Origin of the sequence: Pseudomonas paeninsulae, assembly GCF_035621475.1 — a bacterium.
Lineage (GTDB): Bacteria > Pseudomonadota > Gammaproteobacteria > Pseudomonadales > Pseudomonadaceae > Aquipseudomonas > Aquipseudomonas paeninsulae.
The window spans coordinates 3,864,983-3,884,765 of sequence record NZ_CP141799.1; the positions used below are offsets into that span (position 1 = coordinate 3,864,983).

Annotated in this window: 18 protein-coding genes; 13 read left to right on the forward strand and 5 right to left on the reverse strand. The window is 64.4% G+C overall.

What is annotated here, in order from left to right; genetic code table 11:
- Positions 1 to 28: 28 nt before the first annotated feature.
- Both VCJ09_RS17820 and VCJ09_RS17825 read right to left on the reverse strand, forming a co-directional pair.
- Positions 29 to 1,420 (reverse strand): sensor histidine kinase, encoded by a 1,392-nt coding sequence (locus VCJ09_RS17820; RefSeq protein ID WP_324731436.1) that lies wholly within the window; start codon positions 1,418 to 1,420, stop codon positions 29 to 31.
- A gap of 16 nt (positions 1,421 to 1,436) precedes the next feature.
- A complete protein-coding gene (locus VCJ09_RS17825) occupies positions 1,437 to 2,108 on the reverse strand; it encodes a response regulator (RefSeq protein ID WP_324731437.1) in 672 nt (223 codons plus the stop codon).
- 248 nt (positions 2,109 to 2,356) lie between these two features.
- On the opposite strand from VCJ09_RS17825, the gene VCJ09_RS17830 reads away from it, so the two are divergent.
- The 6 genes from VCJ09_RS17830 (at position 2,357) to VCJ09_RS17855 (ending at position 8,790) form a co-directional block, all read left to right on the forward strand.
- Complete coding sequence (locus VCJ09_RS17830) at positions 2,357 to 3,625, forward strand: OprD family porin (RefSeq protein WP_407692979.1); 1,269 nt, start codon at positions 2,357 to 2,359, stop codon at positions 3,623 to 3,625.
- 29 nt (positions 3,626 to 3,654) lie between these two features.
- Positions 3,655 to 4,635, forward strand: a complete 981-nt coding sequence (locus VCJ09_RS17835; protein WP_079202853.1) for a Bug family tripartite tricarboxylate transporter substrate binding protein — start codon at positions 3,655 to 3,657, stop codon at positions 4,633 to 4,635.
- Positions 4,636 to 4,737: 102 nt separating this feature from the next.
- Positions 4,738 to 5,181, forward strand: coding sequence for a tripartite tricarboxylate transporter TctB family protein (locus VCJ09_RS17840; RefSeq protein WP_324731441.1), 444 nt, complete (start codon positions 4,738 to 4,740; stop codon positions 5,179 to 5,181).
- A 2-nt stretch (positions 5,182 to 5,183) separates the two neighbouring features.
- Positions 5,184 to 6,692, forward strand: coding sequence for a tripartite tricarboxylate transporter permease (locus VCJ09_RS17845; protein ID WP_324731442.1), 1,509 nt, complete (start codon positions 5,184 to 5,186; stop codon positions 6,690 to 6,692).
- On the forward strand, positions 6,685 to 7,716 hold the full coding sequence (locus VCJ09_RS17850; RefSeq protein WP_324731443.1) for an AbrB family transcriptional regulator: 1,032 nt from the start codon (positions 6,685 to 6,687) through the stop codon (positions 7,714 to 7,716). The genes VCJ09_RS17845 and VCJ09_RS17850 overlap by 8 nt, the downstream gene beginning before the upstream one ends.
- A gap of 177 nt (positions 7,717 to 7,893) precedes the next feature.
- On the forward strand, positions 7,894 to 8,790 hold the full coding sequence (locus tag VCJ09_RS17855; protein WP_324731444.1) for a DUF6279 family lipoprotein: 897 nt from the start codon (positions 7,894 to 7,896) through the stop codon (positions 8,788 to 8,790).
- Here the strand turns inward: VCJ09_RS17855 and ung are convergent.
- On the reverse strand, positions 8,762 to 9,454 hold the full coding sequence (gene ung / locus VCJ09_RS17860; protein WP_324731445.1) for a uracil-DNA glycosylase: 693 nt from the start codon (positions 9,452 to 9,454) through the stop codon (positions 8,762 to 8,764). The two genes, VCJ09_RS17855 and ung, sit on opposite strands and share 29 nt — an antisense overlap.
- A 161-nt stretch (positions 9,455 to 9,615) precedes the next feature.
- Between ung and VCJ09_RS17865 the strand changes: the two genes are divergently transcribed.
- Complete coding sequence (locus tag VCJ09_RS17865; RefSeq protein WP_324731446.1) at positions 9,616 to 10,029, forward strand: PaaI family thioesterase; 414 nt, start codon at positions 9,616 to 9,618, stop codon at positions 10,027 to 10,029.
- A 37-nt stretch (positions 10,030 to 10,066) separates the two neighbouring features.
- On the opposite strand, the gene VCJ09_RS17870 is transcribed toward VCJ09_RS17865, so the two are convergent.
- Positions 10,067 to 10,948 (reverse strand): AraC family transcriptional regulator, encoded by an 882-nt coding sequence (locus tag VCJ09_RS17870; RefSeq protein ID WP_324731447.1) that lies wholly within the window; start codon positions 10,946 to 10,948, stop codon positions 10,067 to 10,069.
- A 129-nt stretch (positions 10,949 to 11,077) separates the two neighbouring features.
- Here VCJ09_RS17870 and VCJ09_RS17875 point away from each other — a divergent pair, with 129 nt between their 5' ends.
- The 6 genes from VCJ09_RS17875 to mmsB all read left to right on the forward strand — a co-directional run bounded on the left by VCJ09_RS17875 (position 11,078) and on the right by mmsB (position 18,223).
- Positions 11,078 to 12,571 carry a CoA-acylating methylmalonate-semialdehyde dehydrogenase gene (locus VCJ09_RS17875; protein WP_324731448.1) on the forward strand — a complete coding sequence of 498 codons (1,494 nt, stop codon included), beginning with the start codon at positions 11,078 to 11,080 and terminating at the stop codon, positions 12,569 to 12,571.
- Between the two features lie 101 nt (positions 12,572 to 12,672).
- Positions 12,673 to 13,920, forward strand: a complete 1,248-nt coding sequence (locus VCJ09_RS17880; RefSeq protein ID WP_324731449.1) for a substrate-binding protein — start codon at positions 12,673 to 12,675, stop codon at positions 13,918 to 13,920.
- A 6-nt stretch (positions 13,921 to 13,926) separates the two neighbouring features.
- Positions 13,927 to 15,093 carry an acyl-CoA dehydrogenase family protein gene (locus tag VCJ09_RS17885; protein ID WP_324731450.1) on the forward strand — a complete coding sequence of 389 codons (1,167 nt, stop codon included), beginning with the start codon at positions 13,927 to 13,929 and terminating at the stop codon, positions 15,091 to 15,093.
- Positions 15,094 to 15,172: 79 nt separating this feature from the next.
- Entirely contained in the window at positions 15,173 to 15,991 is an 819-nt protein-coding gene (locus tag VCJ09_RS17890; RefSeq protein WP_324731452.1) for an enoyl-CoA hydratase, read from the forward strand.
- Between the two features lie 45 nt (positions 15,992 to 16,036).
- Positions 16,037 to 17,140 (forward strand): enoyl-CoA hydratase/isomerase family protein, encoded by a 1,104-nt coding sequence (locus VCJ09_RS17895; RefSeq protein ID WP_324731453.1) that lies wholly within the window; start codon positions 16,037 to 16,039, stop codon positions 17,138 to 17,140.
- 84 nt (positions 17,141 to 17,224) lie between these two features.
- On the forward strand, positions 17,225 to 18,223 hold the full coding sequence (gene mmsB / locus VCJ09_RS17900) for a 3-hydroxyisobutyrate dehydrogenase (RefSeq protein ID WP_324731454.1): 999 nt from the start codon (positions 17,225 to 17,227) through the stop codon (positions 18,221 to 18,223).
- A gap of 206 nt (positions 18,224 to 18,429) precedes the next feature.
- Here the strand turns inward: mmsB and VCJ09_RS17905 are convergent, their stop codons facing one another.
- A complete protein-coding gene (locus VCJ09_RS17905; RefSeq protein ID WP_324734683.1) occupies positions 18,430 to 19,734 on the reverse strand; it encodes an HlyD family type I secretion periplasmic adaptor subunit in 1,305 nt (434 codons plus the stop codon).
- Positions 19,735 to 19,783 lie beyond the last annotated feature (49 nt).

The window sequence follows — 19,783 nt, forward strand, 5'->3', positions numbered from 1 at the left end:
TTGCGATAGCAGAGCGATAGCGAATTGATCAGGCGTCCTCGAGCAGAAATTCCACCCGCACCAGCAACCCCTGCGGCTGTACCTGATGCAGGCTGATGCGCGCCTGATGGGCGCGGCAAATCTCGCCAACGATGGCCAGGCCCAAGCCGCTGCCAACCCCCTGTGCACTGCGCCGATAGAAGCGTTCGAAGACCCGTTCGTGATCGTCCTCAGGGATCCCCGGGCCATCGTCCTGGACCTCGAGGATGCCTGGCGCCAGCACCCGCAGGATCACGTTGCCACCGGCCGGGGTATGCGCCAGGGCGTTATCCACCAGGTTGCACAACAGCTCGTTGAGCAGGGTCGGCTCGCCGCGCAGCCACAGCGGCTGCTCGGCCTCCAGCGCCAGGGCGATACCGCGCGCATGGGCCAGGGGCGCCAGCGCCAGGCCCAGCTCACGGGCCAACTGGCTGAGATCGAGACGGTGCGCGCCGCCCTCGGCAATCGCCCGCGCCCCGCTTTCGATGCGCGCCAGCGAGAGCAGTTGGTTGGCCAACTGGGTCAGGCGGTCGGTGTTCTGCGCGGCCTCTTCCAGGGTGCTGCGCCAGGCGGCCGGCTCCTGCGCGCGCAGACCCAGTTCGACCCGCGCCTTGAGCGCCGCCAAGGGCGTGCGCAATTCATGAGCGGCATCGGCGATAAATTGCGACTGGCGCTCGAACAGGCCGCGCAGACGGTCATTGAACTGGTTCAAGGCATTCACCAACGGGCGTAGCTCACGCGGCAGTTCGGCATCCGCCAGCGGGCGCAGATCGTCACTGGCGCGCGCGGCCACGGTGCGCCGCAACAGCTCCAGGGGGCGCAACGCGGCACTCACCGCCAGCCACACCAGCAGCAATGCGCTGAACGCCAGCAAGCCCATGCGCCACAGCGTGCCGACCAGCAATTCACGGATCATGCGCTCGCGCGCCCCCAGGGTCTCGGCCACCCGGATCTCGGCGATGCCATTGAGCAGTGGCTCGCTGACCGGTTGCAGCAGGCTGACCATGCGTACGCCCTGGTTGCGGTAGGTGCCATCGTAGAAATGCGCCAGTGCCGGGTAATCGTCGGTGCGCGGTGTGCCGGGAGGCGCAGCCGGCAGATCTTCGTAACCGGAGACCAACTCCCCGCGCAGATCCAGCACTTGGTAGTAGATGCGTCCGGCGCTGTCGTAGGCGAAGGTATCCAGGGCGACATAGGGCACGTTGGCCTTGAGCCTGCCATCGTCGGTGTACAGGCCCTGGGCAATCGCCCGCGCCGACGCCAGCAAGGTGCGGTCATAGGCGGTGTCGGCGGCGCGCCGGGCACTCCAATAGGCACTCAAGCTGCTGACCAGCAGAATCAGTGCCAGCAGCAGCGCCAGACGCCGTAGCAGCCGCCCGCGCAGGCTACCGACCTCAGCCATTCCGCGCCTCCAGCCCTCAGTCACCGACCGCCTCCAACAAATATCCCAGCCCACGGAAAGTAACGATGCGCACGCCACTGCCCTCGAGCTTCTTGCGCAGGCGATGGACGTAGATCTCGATGGAGTCGGCGCTGGCCTCCTCGTCCAGGCCAAACACCTGGGCGGCCAGTTGTTCCTTGCTCATCACCCGCCCTGGCCGGGCGATCATGGCCTCCAGCACCGCCTGCTCACGGGCGGTCAGGCTGAGGCTTGCTCCCCGCGCACTGAAGCGCCGGGTCGCCAGGTCGTAGACCAGTTCGCCACAGCGTTGCTGCTGCTCGCCGCCCAGCACACTGCGCCGTAGCAGCGCCTTGACCCGCGCCTCCAGTTCGCTCAGTTCGAAGGGTTTGGCCAGGTAATCGTCGGCACCGAGGTTGAGCCCGTGCACCCGATCCTTAACCTCACCACGGGCGGTCAGCATCAGCACCGGCAAGGTTTTGCCGCGTGCGCGCAGACGCGCCAGCACCTGGAAACCATCGAGGCGCGGCAAGCCGATATCGAGAATCGCCAGGGCGTACTCCTCGCTGGCCAGGGCCAGGTCGGCGGCCACTCCGTCGTGCAGCACATCCACCGTCCAGCCGCCGCTTTTCAGGGCCTGGGCCACGCTCGCCGCCAGTTGCGGATGGTCTTCGACCAGCAGAATTCGCACCGCCACCTCCCTCCAGAATCGAGTCAGACAATCGCTACCGACCACGCCGTCCGTGGCGCAGTTTACAGACGCGAGGCGCCCTGTGAATGGTCTAAATGCTGGCGAACAGCCGCCGCAAAAAAACTTTCAGAGCTGAAAGCTTGGTGAAAGCTTGACCTCATAGGATCAGTCCCAGGTGGCTCGATCCACCTACCTGAACGGACCGCACAGTGGTGTGCAGCCGTGACAAAAACAACAATGGAGACCACATGATGCCGTTCGCATCCCGTCAGGCCCTGCTGCCTGCGCATCTGCTTAGCCTAGCCGTAACCGCCGCACTGCTCGCTCCTGCCGCCCAGGCCGCGTTTGTCGACGACAGCAAAGCCAGCCTGAGCATGACCAATATCTACCTGAACCGTGATTTCCGCGAAGGCACTGGCCAGAACAAGCGCGAAGAATGGGGCCAGGGCTTTCTCCTCGACATCCAGTCCGGCTACACCGAAGGTACTGTCGGCTTTGGCCTCGACGCCCTGGGCATGCTCGGCGTCAAGCTCGACTCCGGCGGCGGGCGTACCGGCACCGACCTGTTGCCGGTGCAGGACGACGGCGGCACCCCGGACCAGTTCAGCCGCCTGGGCCTGACCGCCAAGGTCAAGGCCTCCAGCACCGAACTGCGCTACGGCTCGCATGTGCCCGAACTACCGGTGGTCAAGGCCAGCGACAGCCGCCTGTTGCCCCAGGTGTTCGAAGGCGGCCTGCTGACGTCTTCTGAGTTTGAGGGCCTGACCTTCACCGGCGGGCGCCTGGACAAGGTCATCGACCGTGCTTCGACCAACTCCGAGGATCTGGTGCTCAACAGCAAGAACCGCCGTTTCCCCGGCGGCATTACTGCCGATCACCTGGACCTGGCCGGTCTCGATTACCAGTTCGCCAAGGGATTGAGCGGACGCTATTTCCATGCCGAGCTGGACGACATCTACCGGCAGAATTTCTTCAACCTGCTCGCCAGCTATCCCATGGCTGGCGGCACCCTGGCCGCCGATCTGCGCCTGATGCTCAGCGACGACACGGGCGCGGCCAACGCCGGTAAGGTCGATAACCGCGCACTCAACGGCGTGCTCAGCTACGCCCACAGCGGCCACAAGCTCAGCCTGGCCTACCAGAAAATGAGCGGTGACACCGGCTATGCCTATCTCGACGGCAGCGATCCCTACTTGGTCAACTTCGTCCAGATCAACGACTTCGCCAACGCCGACGAACGCTCCTGGCAGGCCCGCTACGACTACAACTTCGCCGCACTTGGGTTGCCCGGTCTGAGCTTTCTCACCCGTTACGTCAGCGGCGACGATGCACGCATCGCTGGCAGCACTGCCACCGGTAGCGAATGGGAACGCGACATCGAACTCAAGTACGTGGTGCAGAGCGGCCCGGCGAAGAACCTCTATGTGCGCCTGCGCAACGCCAACTTCCGTTCCGACTTCGCCCGCGATGCAACCGAAAACCGCGTGATCGTCGGCTACACACTGCCGATCTGGTAACCCACAATAACAATCGAGAGGAACCAACCATGAAAACTGCCTTTACCCGCCTCGCCCTGGCCACCGCCTGCCTGGCTTTCGCCGGCCAACTGTTGGCCGCAGAACCCAAGCGCCCCGAGTGCATCGCCCCGGCCAAGCCCGGCGGCGGCTTCGACCTGACCTGCAAGCTGGCGCAGAGCGGCCTGAAAGACAGCGGCCTGCTGAAAGCACCGATGCGTGTCACCTACATGCCCGGCGGAGTCGGCGCGGTGGCTTACAACGCGGTGATCGCCCAGCGCGCCGATGACCCAGGCACGATTGTCGCCTTCTCCAGCGGCTCCCTGCTCAACCTGGCCCAGGGCAAGTTCGGCCGTTACGACGAAACCGGCGTGCGCTGGCTGGCGGCGGTGGGCACCGACTACGGCGCCATCACCGTGCGCGCCGACTCGCCCTACCAGACGCTCAACGACCTGGTCGAAGCGCTGAAGAAAGACCCATCGAGCATCGTCTTCGGCGCGGGCGCCACCATCGGTGGCCAGGACTGGATGCAGACCGCATTGATCGCCCGCCTGGCCGGCATCGATCCGAAGAACCTGCGCTACGTCGCCTTCGAAGGCGGCGGCGAAACCCTTACCGCCATGCTCGGCGGCCACGTGCAGGTGACCAGCAGCGGTCTGGGCGAAGTCACCCCGCAACTGGAAGCGAAGAAGGTACGTATCCTCGCGGTACTCGCCGACGAGCGCCTGCCAGGCAAGCTGGCCGATATCCCCACGGCCAAGGAACAGGGCTACGACATCAGCTGGCCGGTGATCCGCGGCTTCTATGTCGGCCCAGAGGTCAGCGACGAGCAGTACGACTGGTGGAAACAGCAGTTCGACACCCTGCTTGCCAGCGAGGACTTCGCCAAGCTGCGTGAGCAACGCGACCTGCTGCCGCTGTCGGTGACTGGCGACGAACTGCAAGCCCTGGTCTTCAAGCAGGTTGAAGACTACAAGGTGCTGGCCGATGCCTTCGGTCTGATGCGCGAGTAACGCGCCGGCGCGCTCGGTCAGGCAGCCCTGGGGCTGCTCTGACCGGCGCCCGCAATCGCGCTTGCTGCGTTCAACTCTGTACCTTTTCACGAGACTACCGCCATGTACGTCCGCCTGTTCGCTGCGATCTGGCTGCTTTTCTGCGCCGTGCTCGCCGTCATTGCCTGGGGTTTCCAGGCGCCCTTCGCCTACGACCCGGTCGGCCCCCGCGCCTACCCCCTACTGCTGCTGGCCTTGATGGCTGCCGGTTCGCTGTGGCTGCTGGTCAAGCCCGGTGTACTCGAGCAGAAGCTGGACAGCTCCAGCGCCTTGCGCTCGCTGCTGTGCATGCTGACGCTATTGGCCTACGCCCTGCTGTTCGAACCCCTGGGGTTCATCATTAGCACCACCCTGTGCACCTTCGCCCTCGGCCTGCTGTTCACCGGCCGCCTGCTGCCCTGCGCCATCAGTGGCGTGCTGATGGGCGCGCTGCTCTACGGTTTATTCGATTACCTGCTGGACGTGCCGCTGCCGCTGGGCCTGTTCGAAGCCTTTGTGGAGAACTGAAAATGGAAACGCTGAATTTCTTGATGCAGGGCTTCGAGGTCGCCACCCGGCCGGAAAACCTGCTGGTGGCGCTGTTCGGCGCCTTCGTCGGCACCATTGTCGGCCTGCTGCCGGGCCTGGGCCCGATCAACGGCGTGGCCCTGCTGCTGCCGCTGGCCTTCGCCCTCGGCCTGCCGCCGGAAACCGCCCTGATCCTGCTGGCGGCCGTGTACCTCGGTTGTGAATACGGCGGACGTATCTCGGCCATCCTGCTCAACGTGCCGGGCGACGCCGCCGCGGTGATGACCACCCTCGACGGCTACCCGCTAGCGCGCCAGGGCAAGGCCGGGATCGCCTTGTCACTGTCGGCGGTCAGCTCCTTTGTCGGCAGCATCATCGCCACCTGCGGCGTGGTGCTGTTCGCCCCGCTGCTGGCGAAATGGGCGGTGGCCTTCGGCCCGGCCGAGTATTTCGTGCTGATGATCTTCGCCATCGCCTGCCTCGGCGGCATGGTCGGCGACAAACCGGTGAAGACCCTGATGGCGGCACTGATCGGCCTGGCCCTGGCCACCGTCGGCGTGGACTCGACCACCGGGGTGTACCGGTTCACCTTCGGCAGCGTCAGCCTGTCCGACGGCATCCAGTTCGTCATCGTGGTGATCGGCTTCTTCAGCGTCAGCGAAGTGCTGTTGATGCTGGAAAAAACCCACAGCGGGCAGAAGGCGGTGAAGACCAGCGGCCGCCTATTGTTCAACTTCAAGGAGTTCTGCTTCACCTTCTGGACCATGGTGCGCAGCTCGGTTGCCGGCTTTGTCATCGGCGTGCTGCCGGGCGCCGGCGCGACTATCGCCAGCGCCATGACCTACATGAGCGAGAAGCGTATGGCCGGCGCCAGCGGCACATTCGGCGAAGGCGACCTGCGCGGCCTGGCCGCGCCGGAAGCGGCCAACAACGCCTCGGCCTGCGGCTCGCTGATCCCCATGCTGACCCTCGGCGTCCCGGGTTCGGGCACCACCGCAGTGATGATCGGCGCCCTGACCCTGTACAACATCACGCCCGGCCCGCTGTTGTTCGAACAGCAACCGGATGTGGTGTGGGGCCTGATCGCCTCGCTGTTCATCTGCAACGTGCTCCTGCTGGTGATGAACATCCCCCTGGTCGGCCTGTTCGCGCGCATGCTCAGCGTACCCAACTGGGTGCTGGTGCCGGCGATCACCGCGATCAGCATGGTCGGTGTCTATGCAGTACACAGCACCACTTTCGACCTGGTGCTGATGATTGGCCTCGGCGTGTTCGGCTATATTTTGCGCAAATTGGATTTCCCGCTGTCGTCGCTGATCCTCGGCTTCGTCCTCGGTGAATTGATGGAAGACAACCTGCGCCGCGCCCTGTCGATTTCGGCCGGCGACCTCAACATCCTCTGGAGCAGCCCGATCAGCCTGTGCCTGTGGGCGCTCACCGCGCTGATGCTGGTGATGCCCGCCCTGCGCTGGTGGCGTACGCGGCGCGTCTCTCAGCTAGCCAATGCTTGATCTCTGCGCCCTGGCCCAGTGGCGTCGCTACTGGGCCACCCCGCTGATCGGTCTGATCGGCGGCTACCTGGCCAGCCTGATCGGCTGGCCTTTGCCGTGGATCATCGGCTCGTTGCTGGCGGTCATCGCGGCACGCTGCAGCGGCTGGCTGGTCACGGAAATCCCCGGCGGCCGACAAACCGGACAATGGCTGGTCGCCAGCGCCATGGGCCTGCACTTCACCAGCGAGGTGATGGGCGAGTTGCTCGGTCATTTCGGCGTAATCCTGATTGGCGCCCTGGCGACCCTGCTGCTCAGCCTGATCGGTATCGCGCTGTTACGCCGCTCCGGGGTCGACCGCGCCACCGCGTTCTTTTCCAGCATGCCGGGTGGTGCCAGCGAAATGGTCAACCTGGCGCAACGCCATGATGCCCAGGTCGCCCGCGTTGCGGCGGCGCACAGCCTGCGCCTGTTGCTGGTGGTGCTGCTGATTCCGGCCATCTTCACCTGGAGCCTGCCACCCATCGAACCGCCAGCGGCTGCGCCGGTGAGCTGGCCCTGGCTGGCCGCACTGTTACCCGCCGGCGCGCTGCTGGCCTTGCTGTGGAAAAGGCTCAAACAACCCAACCCCTGGATGCTCGGGCCGCTGACGGTGTGCGCCGTCGCCAGCGTCAGCTTCGACCTGCACATCGGCTTGCCGAACGGACTCGGCCAAGTCGGTCAGTGGCTGATCGGCTGCGCCCTGGGCTGCCACTTCGACCGCGCCTTCTTTCGCAGCGCACCGGGTTTTCTCGCCCGCATTCTGCTGTTCAGCCTGCTCGCCATGCTCAGCGCCGCGCTGCTGGCCAACGGCCTCGGCTGGCTGGCCAGCGAAGACCAGGACTCGCTGATGCTCGGCATGATGCCCGGCGGTATTACCGAGCTGTGTCTGACCGCCGAAGCCCTGCACCTGTCGGTAGCGCTGGTCACCGCGTTGCAAGTGCTGCGTCTGTTTCTGGTGATGTTCCTGGCCGAGCCGTTGTTCCGGCTGTGGCAACGTCGCTAGCGAATATTTCGACCACGTTTAGCCCGCCTCGCGCGGGCTCTTTTTATAGCGAATATTGCAATCGCCCCAATACCTGCCCGAGCGCGCTAACCTTCGCGTATGTGCAAGCCATCGCGCGGCAGTTGCCAGGCATTGCTGCGCAAGCGCCGATAGATCACCCCCGCCGAGGCAAACCGCATGACTCTGCCGCGCTGGCCCCACCTGAAAAGCCCGCTCCTGCTGATCGCCCTCAGCGTGCTGCTGGCCGCCTGTAGCCGGGTCGACCTGGCCTATCGCAACCTCGACTGGCTGATCCCCTGGCAGCTGAACGCTTACCTGAACCTGAACCATGCACAGAAAACCTGGTTCATGCCGCGCCTGCAGGCCCATCTGGAGTGGCACTGCAGCAGCGAGCTAGCGCTGTATATCGATTGGCTGCAAGGCACTGAAGGTCTGCTCGCACAGGCGCACCCCAGCGCCACCCAACTGAGCGAGCAGTTCGCCGAGTTGGATCTGGCGCTCAAGCGCATCACGGGCGAAATCACGCCGACCGCCATTGCGCTGCTGCGAAGTCTCAACCCCAGCCAAGTCGCCGACCTGTATGCCGCGCTCGATGCAGACAACCGCGAGGATCGTCAGGAATTTCTCGAGCCGCCGCTGGCGACCCAGATCAGCCAACGCGCCACGCGCATGCACAAGCGCCTGCGCCCCTGGTTTGGCCGGCTGAATGACGCGCAACAGGCGCGTATCGCTCAGTGGGCGCAGGCGGCGGGCGAGCAAAATCGGCTGTGGCTGGACAACCGCCTGCACTGGCAAACCGAATTTCGCGCCGCTGTCGATGCACGGCGCAGTGCCGACTTCCCCGCACGCCTGACACGCTTGCTGCAGCAACGCGAGTCGTTCCATGACTCCCGCTACCGCGCGGCCTACTCGCGCTCACGGCAAGCGCTGGCCGAGTTGTTCAGCGACCTGCTCGCTAGCGCCGACCGCAAACAGCGCGAACACCTGACGGCGCGCCTGCACGAGCTGCGTCACGACCTTGCCCGGCAGCTTTGTGCCGCTCCGGTTACAGTTCAGGCAGGCGCCAGTCGATAGGCGGCATGCCGTGCTGCACGAGGAACTTGTTGCAGCGACTGAAGTGACCGTTGCCAATAAACCCGCGGTGGGCCGACAGCGGCGAGGGATGCGGCGAACACAGCACCAGGTGTTTGCTCGGGTCGATCAGGCGCGTCTTGCTCTGCGCATGCTTGCCCCACAACAGAAACACCAGATGTGGAGATTGCTCACTGACCACCTCGATCACCCGGTCGGTAAATACCCCCCAACCCTTGTCCGCATGGGAACCGGCAATGCCGCGCTCGACCGTCAGCGAGGTGTTGAGCAACAGCACGCCCTGCTCAGCCCAATGCTGCAAGCAGCCATGGCCGGCGATGTCGATATTCAGGTCGCGCTTCAATTCCTTGTAGATATTCAACAGCGACGGCGGCGTGGCTACCCCCGGCTGCACCGAGAAGCACAGGCCATGGGCCTGCTCCGGGCCGTGATAGGGATCCTGGCCGATGATCACCACCTTGACCCGCTCCAGCGGAGTGGAGTTGAGCGCATTGAAGATCAGCGCACCGGGCGGATAGACCTCCTTGCCGGCGGTTTTCTCCTGGCGCAGGAAGTCGGCCAGCTCCTGCATATAGGGCTTGGCGAACTCCTCGCGCAGGGCCTCTTTCCAGCCCGCTTCGAGCTTGATGTTATCGGCGGAGGTCATGCCTGATTCCCGAGTCAACGAATTGAAGCCGGCACGCTAGAGAAGCCTCACAGGCAAGTCAAGGCGCAGACGAATAGACCCTTATCATCCGCCTGGATGCAGATGGCGACAGCCCGGCAGGCAGTCGAAACTGGGACAACCAACCCAGAGGAGCCCCCCAGATGGACAACCCCATCGGCATCAGCCGTGAGCGCCTGGAGCAGGCCTTAGAACACTCCGCCTTTGCCAAGTTGCTCGGCGCCGAACTGCTGGACTTCGCCCCCGGCAAGGTCAGCCTGCAGCTGCACAGTCGCCCGGAACTCAGCCAGCACCACGGTTACACCCATGGCGCGGTGGTCGGTTTTATGATCGACAGCGGTTGCGCCTGGGCGGCCGCCTCACTGGTGGGCGACGTAGTCACCAGCGAGTACAAGGTCAACCTGCTGGCCCCAGCCGTCGGCGACAAGCTGATCTGCCGCAGCGAGGTGATCAAGGCCGGCAAGCGCCAGGCGGTATGCCGCGCCGATGTGTTTGCCGTCAACCACGGCGAGGAGAAGATCATCGCCACCGGCCTGGCGACCATCGCCCGGGTGTAGAAGACGCTGCGTTCGCGGTCGGCCGCCGCACAAGCTCTCAGCCCTGATGCAACGCCCGGTAATGACTGGGCGCCATACCCACCACTTTGCGAAACAGCCGCGAGAAGTAGTAGACGTCCTCGTAGCCCAACTGCTCGGCGACCTGGCGGATGCCCTGCTGGCCTTCGTCGAGCAGGCGGCAGGCGTGGGCCATTTTCAGCTGGATGAACGCCTGGATAGGCGCATGGCCGGTCAGCGCGCGGTAGGTCTTGGCGAAGTGAAACCGCGACAACTTGAACTGCGCCGCCAGTTCATCGAGGTTGAGCGAGCCGTGCAGGTGGGCGCGCATCACCGCCTGCACCGCATCGACGTCCAGCACCCGCCCCGATTTCAACTTGGCCCGCGCCGGCAGTACCGCCAGGGAGGCCAGCAGCGCCTGCAACTGGTGGGCAGCATAGATGAAGTGCGCCAGGTTCAGGCCCTGCTTGCGCAGATTGAGCAGTGCATCGAAGTCGGCGAGCAGGCGCGGTTGCACGCCGATGCGCCAGATCGGCCCCTTGCCCAATGGGCGCAAGAACTCCGCCACCAGCTCGCCATCGAAGTGCACCCAGTACAGCGTCCAGGGTTTGCCGGGATCCGCGCCATAGGCGTGGGGAATACCCTTGGGCAACAGCAGCAGATCGCCACCAGCGACAGCGATTCGTCCATCCCCAGACTCCAGCCAGCCCTGCCCGGCACGGCAATAGATCAGCAGGTGATCGTCCGGAAGCGGCCGCTTCATGCGGTGTCCGCCCGCGTCTGGATAGAACCCCAGGGCCAGCGGATAGCAGCTAGAGGCCAGTGGATGGTGACTCAGGATGCGCCGCAGGCGCGGCGGCGTGATAAAGCGCACGCCGTTGGCCGGCAATGGCCAGTTCGATGTTTCAATCCGAGCGTTCATCTTCCCTCCAACAACTCAATGCCAAGATCGTCCATCCATTGCCCAAGATCGTCAATCCACAAGCGCGCTTTCCCCGGCTATAACACTAAGAGCACTAGGATCTGTCGCTGAGCCAAGGTGGAGAACGTGATGAGCAAGGCACTCCCGCAGTTGATCGAAGGCGAATGGCGCGAAAGCCGTACCCGCGAATTCATCGAAGTCACTGACCCGGCGACCCAGCAAGTGCTGGCCCTGGCGCCCAAGGCCACCGCCGAGGAAATCGAAGCAGCGATCGCCAGTGCCAAGGCGGCCTTTCTGAATTGGCGCGAAGTGCCGGTGTCCGAGCGCGCACGGCTGATGCTGCGTTATCAGCACCTGCTCAAGGAACACCACGACGAACTGGCGGAAATCCTCGCCAAGGAAACCGGCAAGACCCTGGCCGATGCCAAGGGCGATATCTGGCGCGGCATCGAGGTGGTCGAACAGGCGGCCAATATCGCCAGCCTGATGATGGGCGAGACCATGGAGAACGTGGCCAGTGACATCGATACCGCCAGCTGGATTCAGCCGCTCGGCGTCTGCGTCGGCATCACCCCGTTCAACTTCCCGGCCATGATTCCGCTGTGGATGTTTCCCCTGGCCATCGCCGCCGGCAACACCTTTATCCTCAAGCCGTCCGAACAGGACCCCATGACCCCCAACCGCCTGGCCGAGCTGTTTATCGAGGCCGGTGCGCCCAAGGGCGTGTTGCAGGTGCTACATGGTGGGCGCGAGGTGGTCGACAGCCTGCTCACTCACCCGGATATCCGTGCCATTTCCTTCGTCGGCTCGGTGTCGGTCGGCCAGCACATCTACCGCACCGGCACCGCCCACCTCAAGCGCGTGCAGGCCTTCGCCGGGGCCAAGAACCATATGGTGATCATGCCCGACGCCAATAAGCAGCAGGTGCTGAGCAACCTGGTCGGCGCCAGTTGCGGCGCGGCCGGGCAGCGCTGCATGGCGATCAGCGTGGCGGTGTTCGTCGGTGAGTCGCAGCAGTGGATCGATGAGCTGCAGGCGCAGATGGCCGACCTGCAACCCGGCTACTGGACCGACGGCCATGCGGCTTTTGGTCCGCTGATCAGCCAGCAGGCCAAGCAACGGGTGCTGCGCCTGATCGCCGAGGGCAAGGCGGAAGGCGCCGAGTGCCTGCTCGACGGTTCGCACTGTGCGGTCGAGGGCTACCCCAACGGCAACTGGCTGGGCCCGACCCTGTTCCGTGGGGTGACAACCAAGATGGGCCTGTACCGCGAGGAAATCTTCGGCCCGGTGCTGGTGTGCATGGCAGTCGACTCCCTGGAGCAGGCAATCGAACTGGTCAACGCCAGCCCCTATGGCAATGGCACCTCGATCTTCACCCGTTCCGGTGGCGCGGCGCGGCATTACCAGCACGCGGTGGAAGTCGGCCAGGTCGGGATCAACGTTCCGGTGCCGGTGCCGCTGCCGTTCTTCTCCTTCACCGGCTGGAAAGGCTCGTTCTACGGCGACCTGCACGCCTACGGCAAACAGGCCGTACGTTTCTACAGCGAGACCAAGACGGTCACCAGCCGCTGGTTCGATGAAGACGCCGTGGCGGGAGCGAACATGACTATTCAGTTGAAATGAGAACGGCGTAGGGTCTGTTAGACCAATAGACGATCTCGGCAATTAGTCTAAGGGCGTAAAAAGTCCTCCTGGTTCCGACAACAAGAACAAGGAAAGCTGCCATGCAACGACTGACTGCCGCCCTGGCCCTTTGGGCTGGATTAACCGCCTGTGCGCAGGCCGCCGAGCCGATCACCCTCGGCCTCAATTACCCGCGCACCGGCCCCTATAAGGAAGAAGGATTGGCCCAGATGCGCGGCGCCTTGCTGGCCATCGACGAGCTCAACGCCAAGGGCGGCGTGCTCGGGCGCTCGTTGCGCCTGTCCAGCCGCGATACCGCCTCGCGCCCGGCGAAAGCCGTGCGCAATGTCGACAAGCTGGCCAGTGAGGGCGCGGCCATGCTGTTCGGCGGCTCCTCCAGCGCGGTGGCCATCGCTTCCGGCCAGCGCGCGGCGACCCATGGCCTGCTGTATTTCGGCACCCTCACCTATTCCAACGACACCACCGGCAAAGATGCCCACCGTTACCTGTTCCGCGAGTGCAACAACGCCTGGATGAGCGCGCGGGTGCTCGGCCAGTACCTGAGCAAGCACCTGCCGGACAAGCGCTATTTCTACGTGACCTCCGACTACACCTGGGGCCATACCACGGAAAGCTCGCTACGCCAGACCACCGGCAGCGAAGATACCGGCAAACACCCAGGGCTCAAGGTGCCCTTCCCCGGCGCGCGCCTGGCCGATTACATGGATGTGCTGAACCAGGCTGCGGCGAGCGATGCCGAGGTACTGACACTGGTGCTGTTCGGCGAGGATCTGGTGCGGGCCATGCGCATCGCCAAGGATCTCGGCCTGACCGAACGCATGCAGATAGTCGCGCCCAACCTGACCCAGAGCATCATCGAGCAAGCCGGCCCCGGCCTGATGCAAGGCGTGCTCGGCACCGAGCCGTGGACCTGGCGCGTGCCTAAACTGGAGAAGTCCGCCCAGGGCGAAGCCTTCGTCAACGCCTTCAGCCAGCGTTATGCGATGTACCCGTCCAGCTCCGCTGCCTCGGCCTACAGCATCGTCTATCAGTGGGCCGACGCCGCGCAGCGGGCCAAGAGCCTGGACAGCGAGGCCTTGATCAAGGCCCTGGAAGGTCACCGTTACCAGCTACTCAAGGGCCCGCAAGAGTGGCGCGCCTTCGATCACCAGAACTTGCAGACGGTGTATGCCGTCAAAGTCAAAGCCCGCGCCGAAGTGCTCAAGGATCCGCTGAAACAGGATTACTTTGAAATCGTCGACCGTCTCGACGCCGACCAGGTGGCGCCCAGCCTGGCCGAATGGCAGGCTGAAAGACGCGCCACCGGGCAACCCCTGACCCTGCAATGAGGACTTATGGATTTCGAACTCAGCGATGAACAACGCCTGCTGGTCGACAGCGCCCGCGCTTTTGCCAGCCGCGAACTGGCGCCCCATGCCGCCGACTGGGACCGCGACCACCACTTCCCGGTGGACGTTATCAAGCAGGCCGCCGAGCAGGGCTACCTGGCCCTGTACATCAAGGAAGACGACGGCGGCCTGGGCCTATCACGGCTGTCCGCCGCGCTGATTTTCGAGCAACTGGCCGCCGGCTGCGTCGCCACCACGGCCTTCCTCACCATCCACAACATGGCGACCTGGATGCTCGCCTCCTTTGCCGACCAGGCGCTGAAAGACACCTGGCTCGCGCGCCTGGTCAGCGGCGAACTGCTCGCCTCCTACTGCCTGACCGAGCCGGATGCCGGTTCCGACGCCGCCCACCTGCGTACCCGCGCCAGACGTGACGGTGATGCCTACCTGATCGACGGCAGCAAGTGCTTTATCTCCGGCGCTGGTTCGACCGACGTGCTGATCGTCATGGCACGTAGTGGTGAAGACAGCGGCGCCAAGGGAATTTCCTGCTTCCTGGTGCCGGCCGATGCCGCCGGGGTGAAATACGGCCGCAACGAACTGAAGATGGGCTGGCGCGCCCAGCCGACCCGCACCATCAGCTTCGAGGACGTGCGCATCCCCGCCGGCAACCGCATCGGCCCCGAGGGCCAGGGCTTCGTCTACGCCATGCAGGGCTTGGACGGCGGCCGTATCAACATCGCCAGTTGCTCGCTCGGCGCGGCCCAGGCGGCGCTGGAACAATCGCTGCGCTACGTGGAACAACGCAAACAGTTCGGCAAACCGCTGAGCGAGTTCCAGGCCCTGCAATTCAAGCTGGCCGACATGTTCACCGATCTCACGGCCAGCCGGCAGATGGTGCGCCTGGCTGCGCACAAGCTGGATCGGCAGCACGGCGAGGCCAGCCTGTACTGCGCCATGGCCAAGCGCTTCGCCACCGATCAGTGCTTTACCCTGTGCAACGATGCGTTGCAGCTGCATGGCGGCTACGGTTATCTAAACGACTACCCGCTGGAACGCTGGGTCCGCGACAGCCGCGTGCACCAGATCCTCGAGGGCACCAACGAAATCATGCGGGTGATCATCGCCCGCCGCCTGCTCGACCAGGGCGGCATGCTCGATCGTCTGCTGTGACCCTTTTCGTAGGGCGGGTGCAACCCGCCATTTGCTATGCGGGTTGCACCCGCCCTACATGACCGACATGAGGATTTTTATGAGCCACGCCATCGAACCCTACCACCCCGGTCTATTCGACCTGACCCACAAGATCACCGTGGAAAAGCACGGCCACACCGCGCTGATCACCATCAACCATCCGCCGGCCAACACCTGGGACCGCGACTCGCTGATCGGCCTCAAGCAACTGATCGAGCACCTCAACCACGACGACGACATCTACGCCCTGGTGGTGACCGGCCAGGGCGGCAAGTTCTTCAGCGCCGGCGCCGATCTCAACCTGTTCGCCGATGGCGACAAGGCCCGCGCGCGGGAAATGGCCCGGCGCTTCGGCGAAGCCTTCGAGGCACTGCGCGATTTTCGCGGTGTGTCGATCGCCGCGATCAACGGCTACGCCATGGGTGGCGGCCTGGAGTGCGCGCTGGCCTGCGACCTGCGCATCGCCGAACGCCAGGCGCAGATGGCCCTGCCGGAAGCCGCGGTAGGCCTGCTGCCCTGCGCCGGCGGCACCCAACACCTGGCCTGGCTGGTCGGTGAAGGCTGGGCCAAGCGCATGATCCTCTGTGGCGAGCGCATCGACGCCGAAACCGCCCTGCGCATCGGCCTGGTCGAACAACTGGTCGACAGCGGCGAAGCGCGCGGCCATGCCCTGCTGCTGGCGGCCAAAGTCGCGCGGCAGAGCCCGGTGGCGGTACGCACCATCAAACCGCTGATCCAGGGCGCCCGCGCACGCAGCCCGAGCACCTGGTTGAGCGAAGAACGCGAGCGCTTCATCGACCTGTTCGACGCCGACGATACCCGCGAAGGGGTGAACGCCTTCCTGGAAAAACGCGCGCCACAGTGGCGCAATAAATAAAGCCCATTCCCCGAGCGTGCGCCGTGCGCACCAGGAACCCGCGACATGAACGTGATTTTCGAAGAACACCACAGCCTGCATGGCTTTCGGATCGGCATCGCCAGCCTGGATGCAGAAAAAAGCCTGAACGCCCTGACCTTGCCGATGATCGAGGCATTGGATGCAAAACTCGCGGCCTGGGCCGATGACCCGACCATCGCCTGCGTGCTGCTGCGTGGCAACGGTGCCAAAGCCTTCTGCGCCGGCGGTGACGTGGTGCAACTGGCGCAGCAGTGCCGCGAACACCCCGGCGAAGTACCGCCTCTGGCGCGGCGCTTCTTCGCCGACGAATACCGTCTCGACCATCGTCTTCATACCTACCCGAAACCCTTGATCTGCTGGGCCCACGGCCATGTGCTGGGTGGCGGCATGGGCCTGATGCAGGGCGCCGGGGTGCGCATCGTCACCCCGAGCAGTCGCCTGGGTATGCCGGAAATCAATATCGGCCTGTATCCGGATGTCGGCGGCAGTTGGTTCCTCGCCCGCCTGCCGGGCAAGCTCGGCCTGTTCCTCGGCCTCACCGCCAGCAGCATCAACGCCCGCGACGCCCTGGACCTGGACCTGGCTGACCGTTTCCTGCTCGACGAGCAACAAGACGCCCTGATCGAAGGGCTGGTGCAACTGAACTGGCTGGAACAACCACAATTGCAACTGCACAGCCTGCTCAAGGCCCTGCAGCACGAGGCCCTCGGCGAACTGCCGGAAGCCCAATGGCTACCGCGCCGCGAACGCATCGACGAGGTGCTCGACCAGGCTGATCTGCCCACCGCCTGGCGCGCCCTCACCGCCCTGCACAACAACAGCGACCTGCTGCTGGCGCGCGCAGCCAAGACCCTGGCCGGCGGCTGCCCGCTGAGCGCGCATCTGGTCTGGCAGCAAATCGCTCGCGCCCGCCACCTGTCAGTGGCCCAGGTATTCCAGATGGAGTACGCCATGAGCCTGAATTGCTGCCGCCACCCGGAACTCCCCGAAGGTGTACGCGCGCGCCTGATCGACAAGGACCAAACACCCCGCTGGCACTGGCCGGATGTGGCCAGCATCCCCGCAGAGGTGATCGACTCGCACTTCGAGGCCACATGGGAAGGCGAGCATCCGCTGGCGGATCTGTAACCAGCTTTAGGGGGCGCCGTGCGCATCGGATCGTAGGGTGGGTTAGGCGCATGGCACGCTGCATCGGTCACATACGCTTATTGATTGCGCCGTAACCCACCAGCGCAACCCAACCCGACAGCATGGGTATCGCTATGCTCAACCCATCCTACGCCCCGCAGCACAACCAAACGGGCGTTCCAGATAAGGAGCATAACCATGACAACGATCGCCTTTATCGGCCTCGGCCATATGGGCCTGCCCATGGCCCGCAACCTGCTCAAGGCCGGCTTCACGCTCAACGTCTTCGACCTGGTGCAAGCGGCCATCGACGAACTGGCCAAGGAAGGGGCGCAAGCCGCGAGCAGTGCCAGCGACGCCGTACAAGGCGCCGACGTGGTGATCAGCATGCTGCCGGCCAGCCGGCATGTCGAAAGCCTGTACTTGGGCGACGGCGGCCTGCTCAAGGCGCTCAAGCCCGGCACCCTGGTCCTGGAGTGCTCGACCATCGCCCCGGAGTCTGCGCGCCAGGTGCATAAGGCGGCGGCCGAGCGTGGCTTGGAGATGCTCGACGCACCGGTTTCCGGCGGTACCGCCGGCGCCGCCGCCGGCACCCTGACCTTCATGATCGGCGGCCAGGCCAGCACCCTGGAAAAAGCCCGTCCAGTCTTCACTGCCATGGGCAGCAACATCTTCCACGCCGGTCCCGATGGCGCCGGCCAGGTGGCCAAGGTGTGCAACAACCAGGTCCTGGCGGTGCAGATGATCGCTACCGCCGAAGCCATGGCCCTGGGCGTGGCCAACGGCCTGGAGCCGGCCGTGCTGGCCGAGATCATGCGCCAGAGCTCCGGCGGCAACTGGACCCTGGAAAAATACAACCCCTGGCCCGGCGTAATGGAAAACGCCCCGGCATCCAAAGGCTATTCCGGTGGATTCATGGCCGAATTGATGGCCAAGGATCTCGGCCTGGCCCAGGAAGCCGCGCAACACAGCGGCAGCAGCACACCGATGGGCGCCCTGGCCCTGCAGCTGTATCGCCTGTTGCTCAAGCAAGGCAAGGGCCAGCAGGATTTTTCGGTGGTGCAGCAGTTGTTCGTCGAATAAGCGCAAAGCCAACGGCGGGTTGCACCCGCCCTACTGGCTATTTGTCGAGTAACGCAGGGCTGCGGATCGCAGCTCGTGTAGCCCGGATGTAATCCGGGGAGAGGTTCGCGCCTACTACACCGTTCCCGGATTGCATCCAGGCTACGATCTGCAGATAGCAAAAAGCCGCAGATTCCTGCGGCTTTTTCATCTACCCATAGCTCCGATCAGCGCTCGCGCAACGCCTCCGCGCGGGCACGGATGATCGGTTTGAGCAGGTAGCTGAGCACGCTTTTCTTGCCGGTGATGATGTCTACCGAGGCGACCATGCCGGGAATGATCAGCAACGGATGCTCTTCGCTGCCCAGGTGGCTCCTGTTGGTGCGCAATTTGATCACGTAGAAGCTGTTGCCATCGTCGTCGGTCACGGTGTCCGCGCCAATCTGCTCCAGCTCGGCCTTGAGCCCACCGTAGATGGTGTAGTCATAGGCGGTGAACTTGACCATGGCCTCCTGCCCCGGATGGAGGAAGGCAATATCTTGCGGACGGATGCGCGCCTCCACCAGCAGGTTCTCGCCCAGCGGCACGATCTCCACCAGGTCGCTGCCCGGCTGAATCACTCCACCGATGGTGTTGACCAGCAGCAGCTTGACGATACCGCGCACGGGTGAGGTAACCAGGGTGCGATTGACCCGATCTTCCAGCGCCTTGCCGGTCGACTGGATCTTGCTCAGATCGGTGCGCGCCTCATTTAACTGGGTCAGCGCATCGCTGCGAAAACGCCCGCGGGTCTCGTCGATCTTGCGCTCGGCTTCCTTGATCGCGGCCTCGGCACGCGGCATCGCCAGGGTGGTGGCCTGCAGCTGGCCGCGACTCTCCACCTCGGCACGCTTCAAACGCAGCACTTCAACCGGGGAAATCGCGCCCTCGGCCACCAGTGGCTCGGACATGCGAATTTCCTGGCGCAACAGCTCCAGGCTGTTGCGAAACTGGTTCTGCTTGGAAGCAAACTCGCGCAATTCCTGGCGGCGCTGAAGCAACTGCTGCTCCAGCCCGGCGACCTCGTCCAGCAGCTGCTGGCGCCGGCTGTTGAACAACTGCTCCTCGTTCTCGGCCTGACGCGGCACCTTCTCGCGTACTTCGGCGACAATTACCAGTTCGCGATCCTGTATTTCCGCACTGAGGCGTTCGACCCGCAGCAGCAGGGCCAGGCGGTCGGCCTCGGTCTCACCGACGTTGGAGGCAAAACGCGTGTCATCCAGACGCAGCAGCGGATCGCCGACATTGACAATCTGCCCCTCGCGGACAAACAGTTCGGAAACGATACCGCCTTCCAAGTTCTGGATTTTCTGCAGCCGTGAGAATGGAATCGCCTTGCCATCGCCACGGGTGACCTCGTCGACCACGGCGAAATGCGCCCACAGCAAACAGAAGGCAACGAAGGCGATCAAGCCCCAGATGGTCAGGCGAATGATCCTGGGCGCATCCTCGATCAGCGCCTTGCTGACTTCCGGCAGCGGCTCGTCGCCCATGGCGTCATGACTGCCGAAGTAAGACGCAAGAGCCTGACGCAGACCTTTT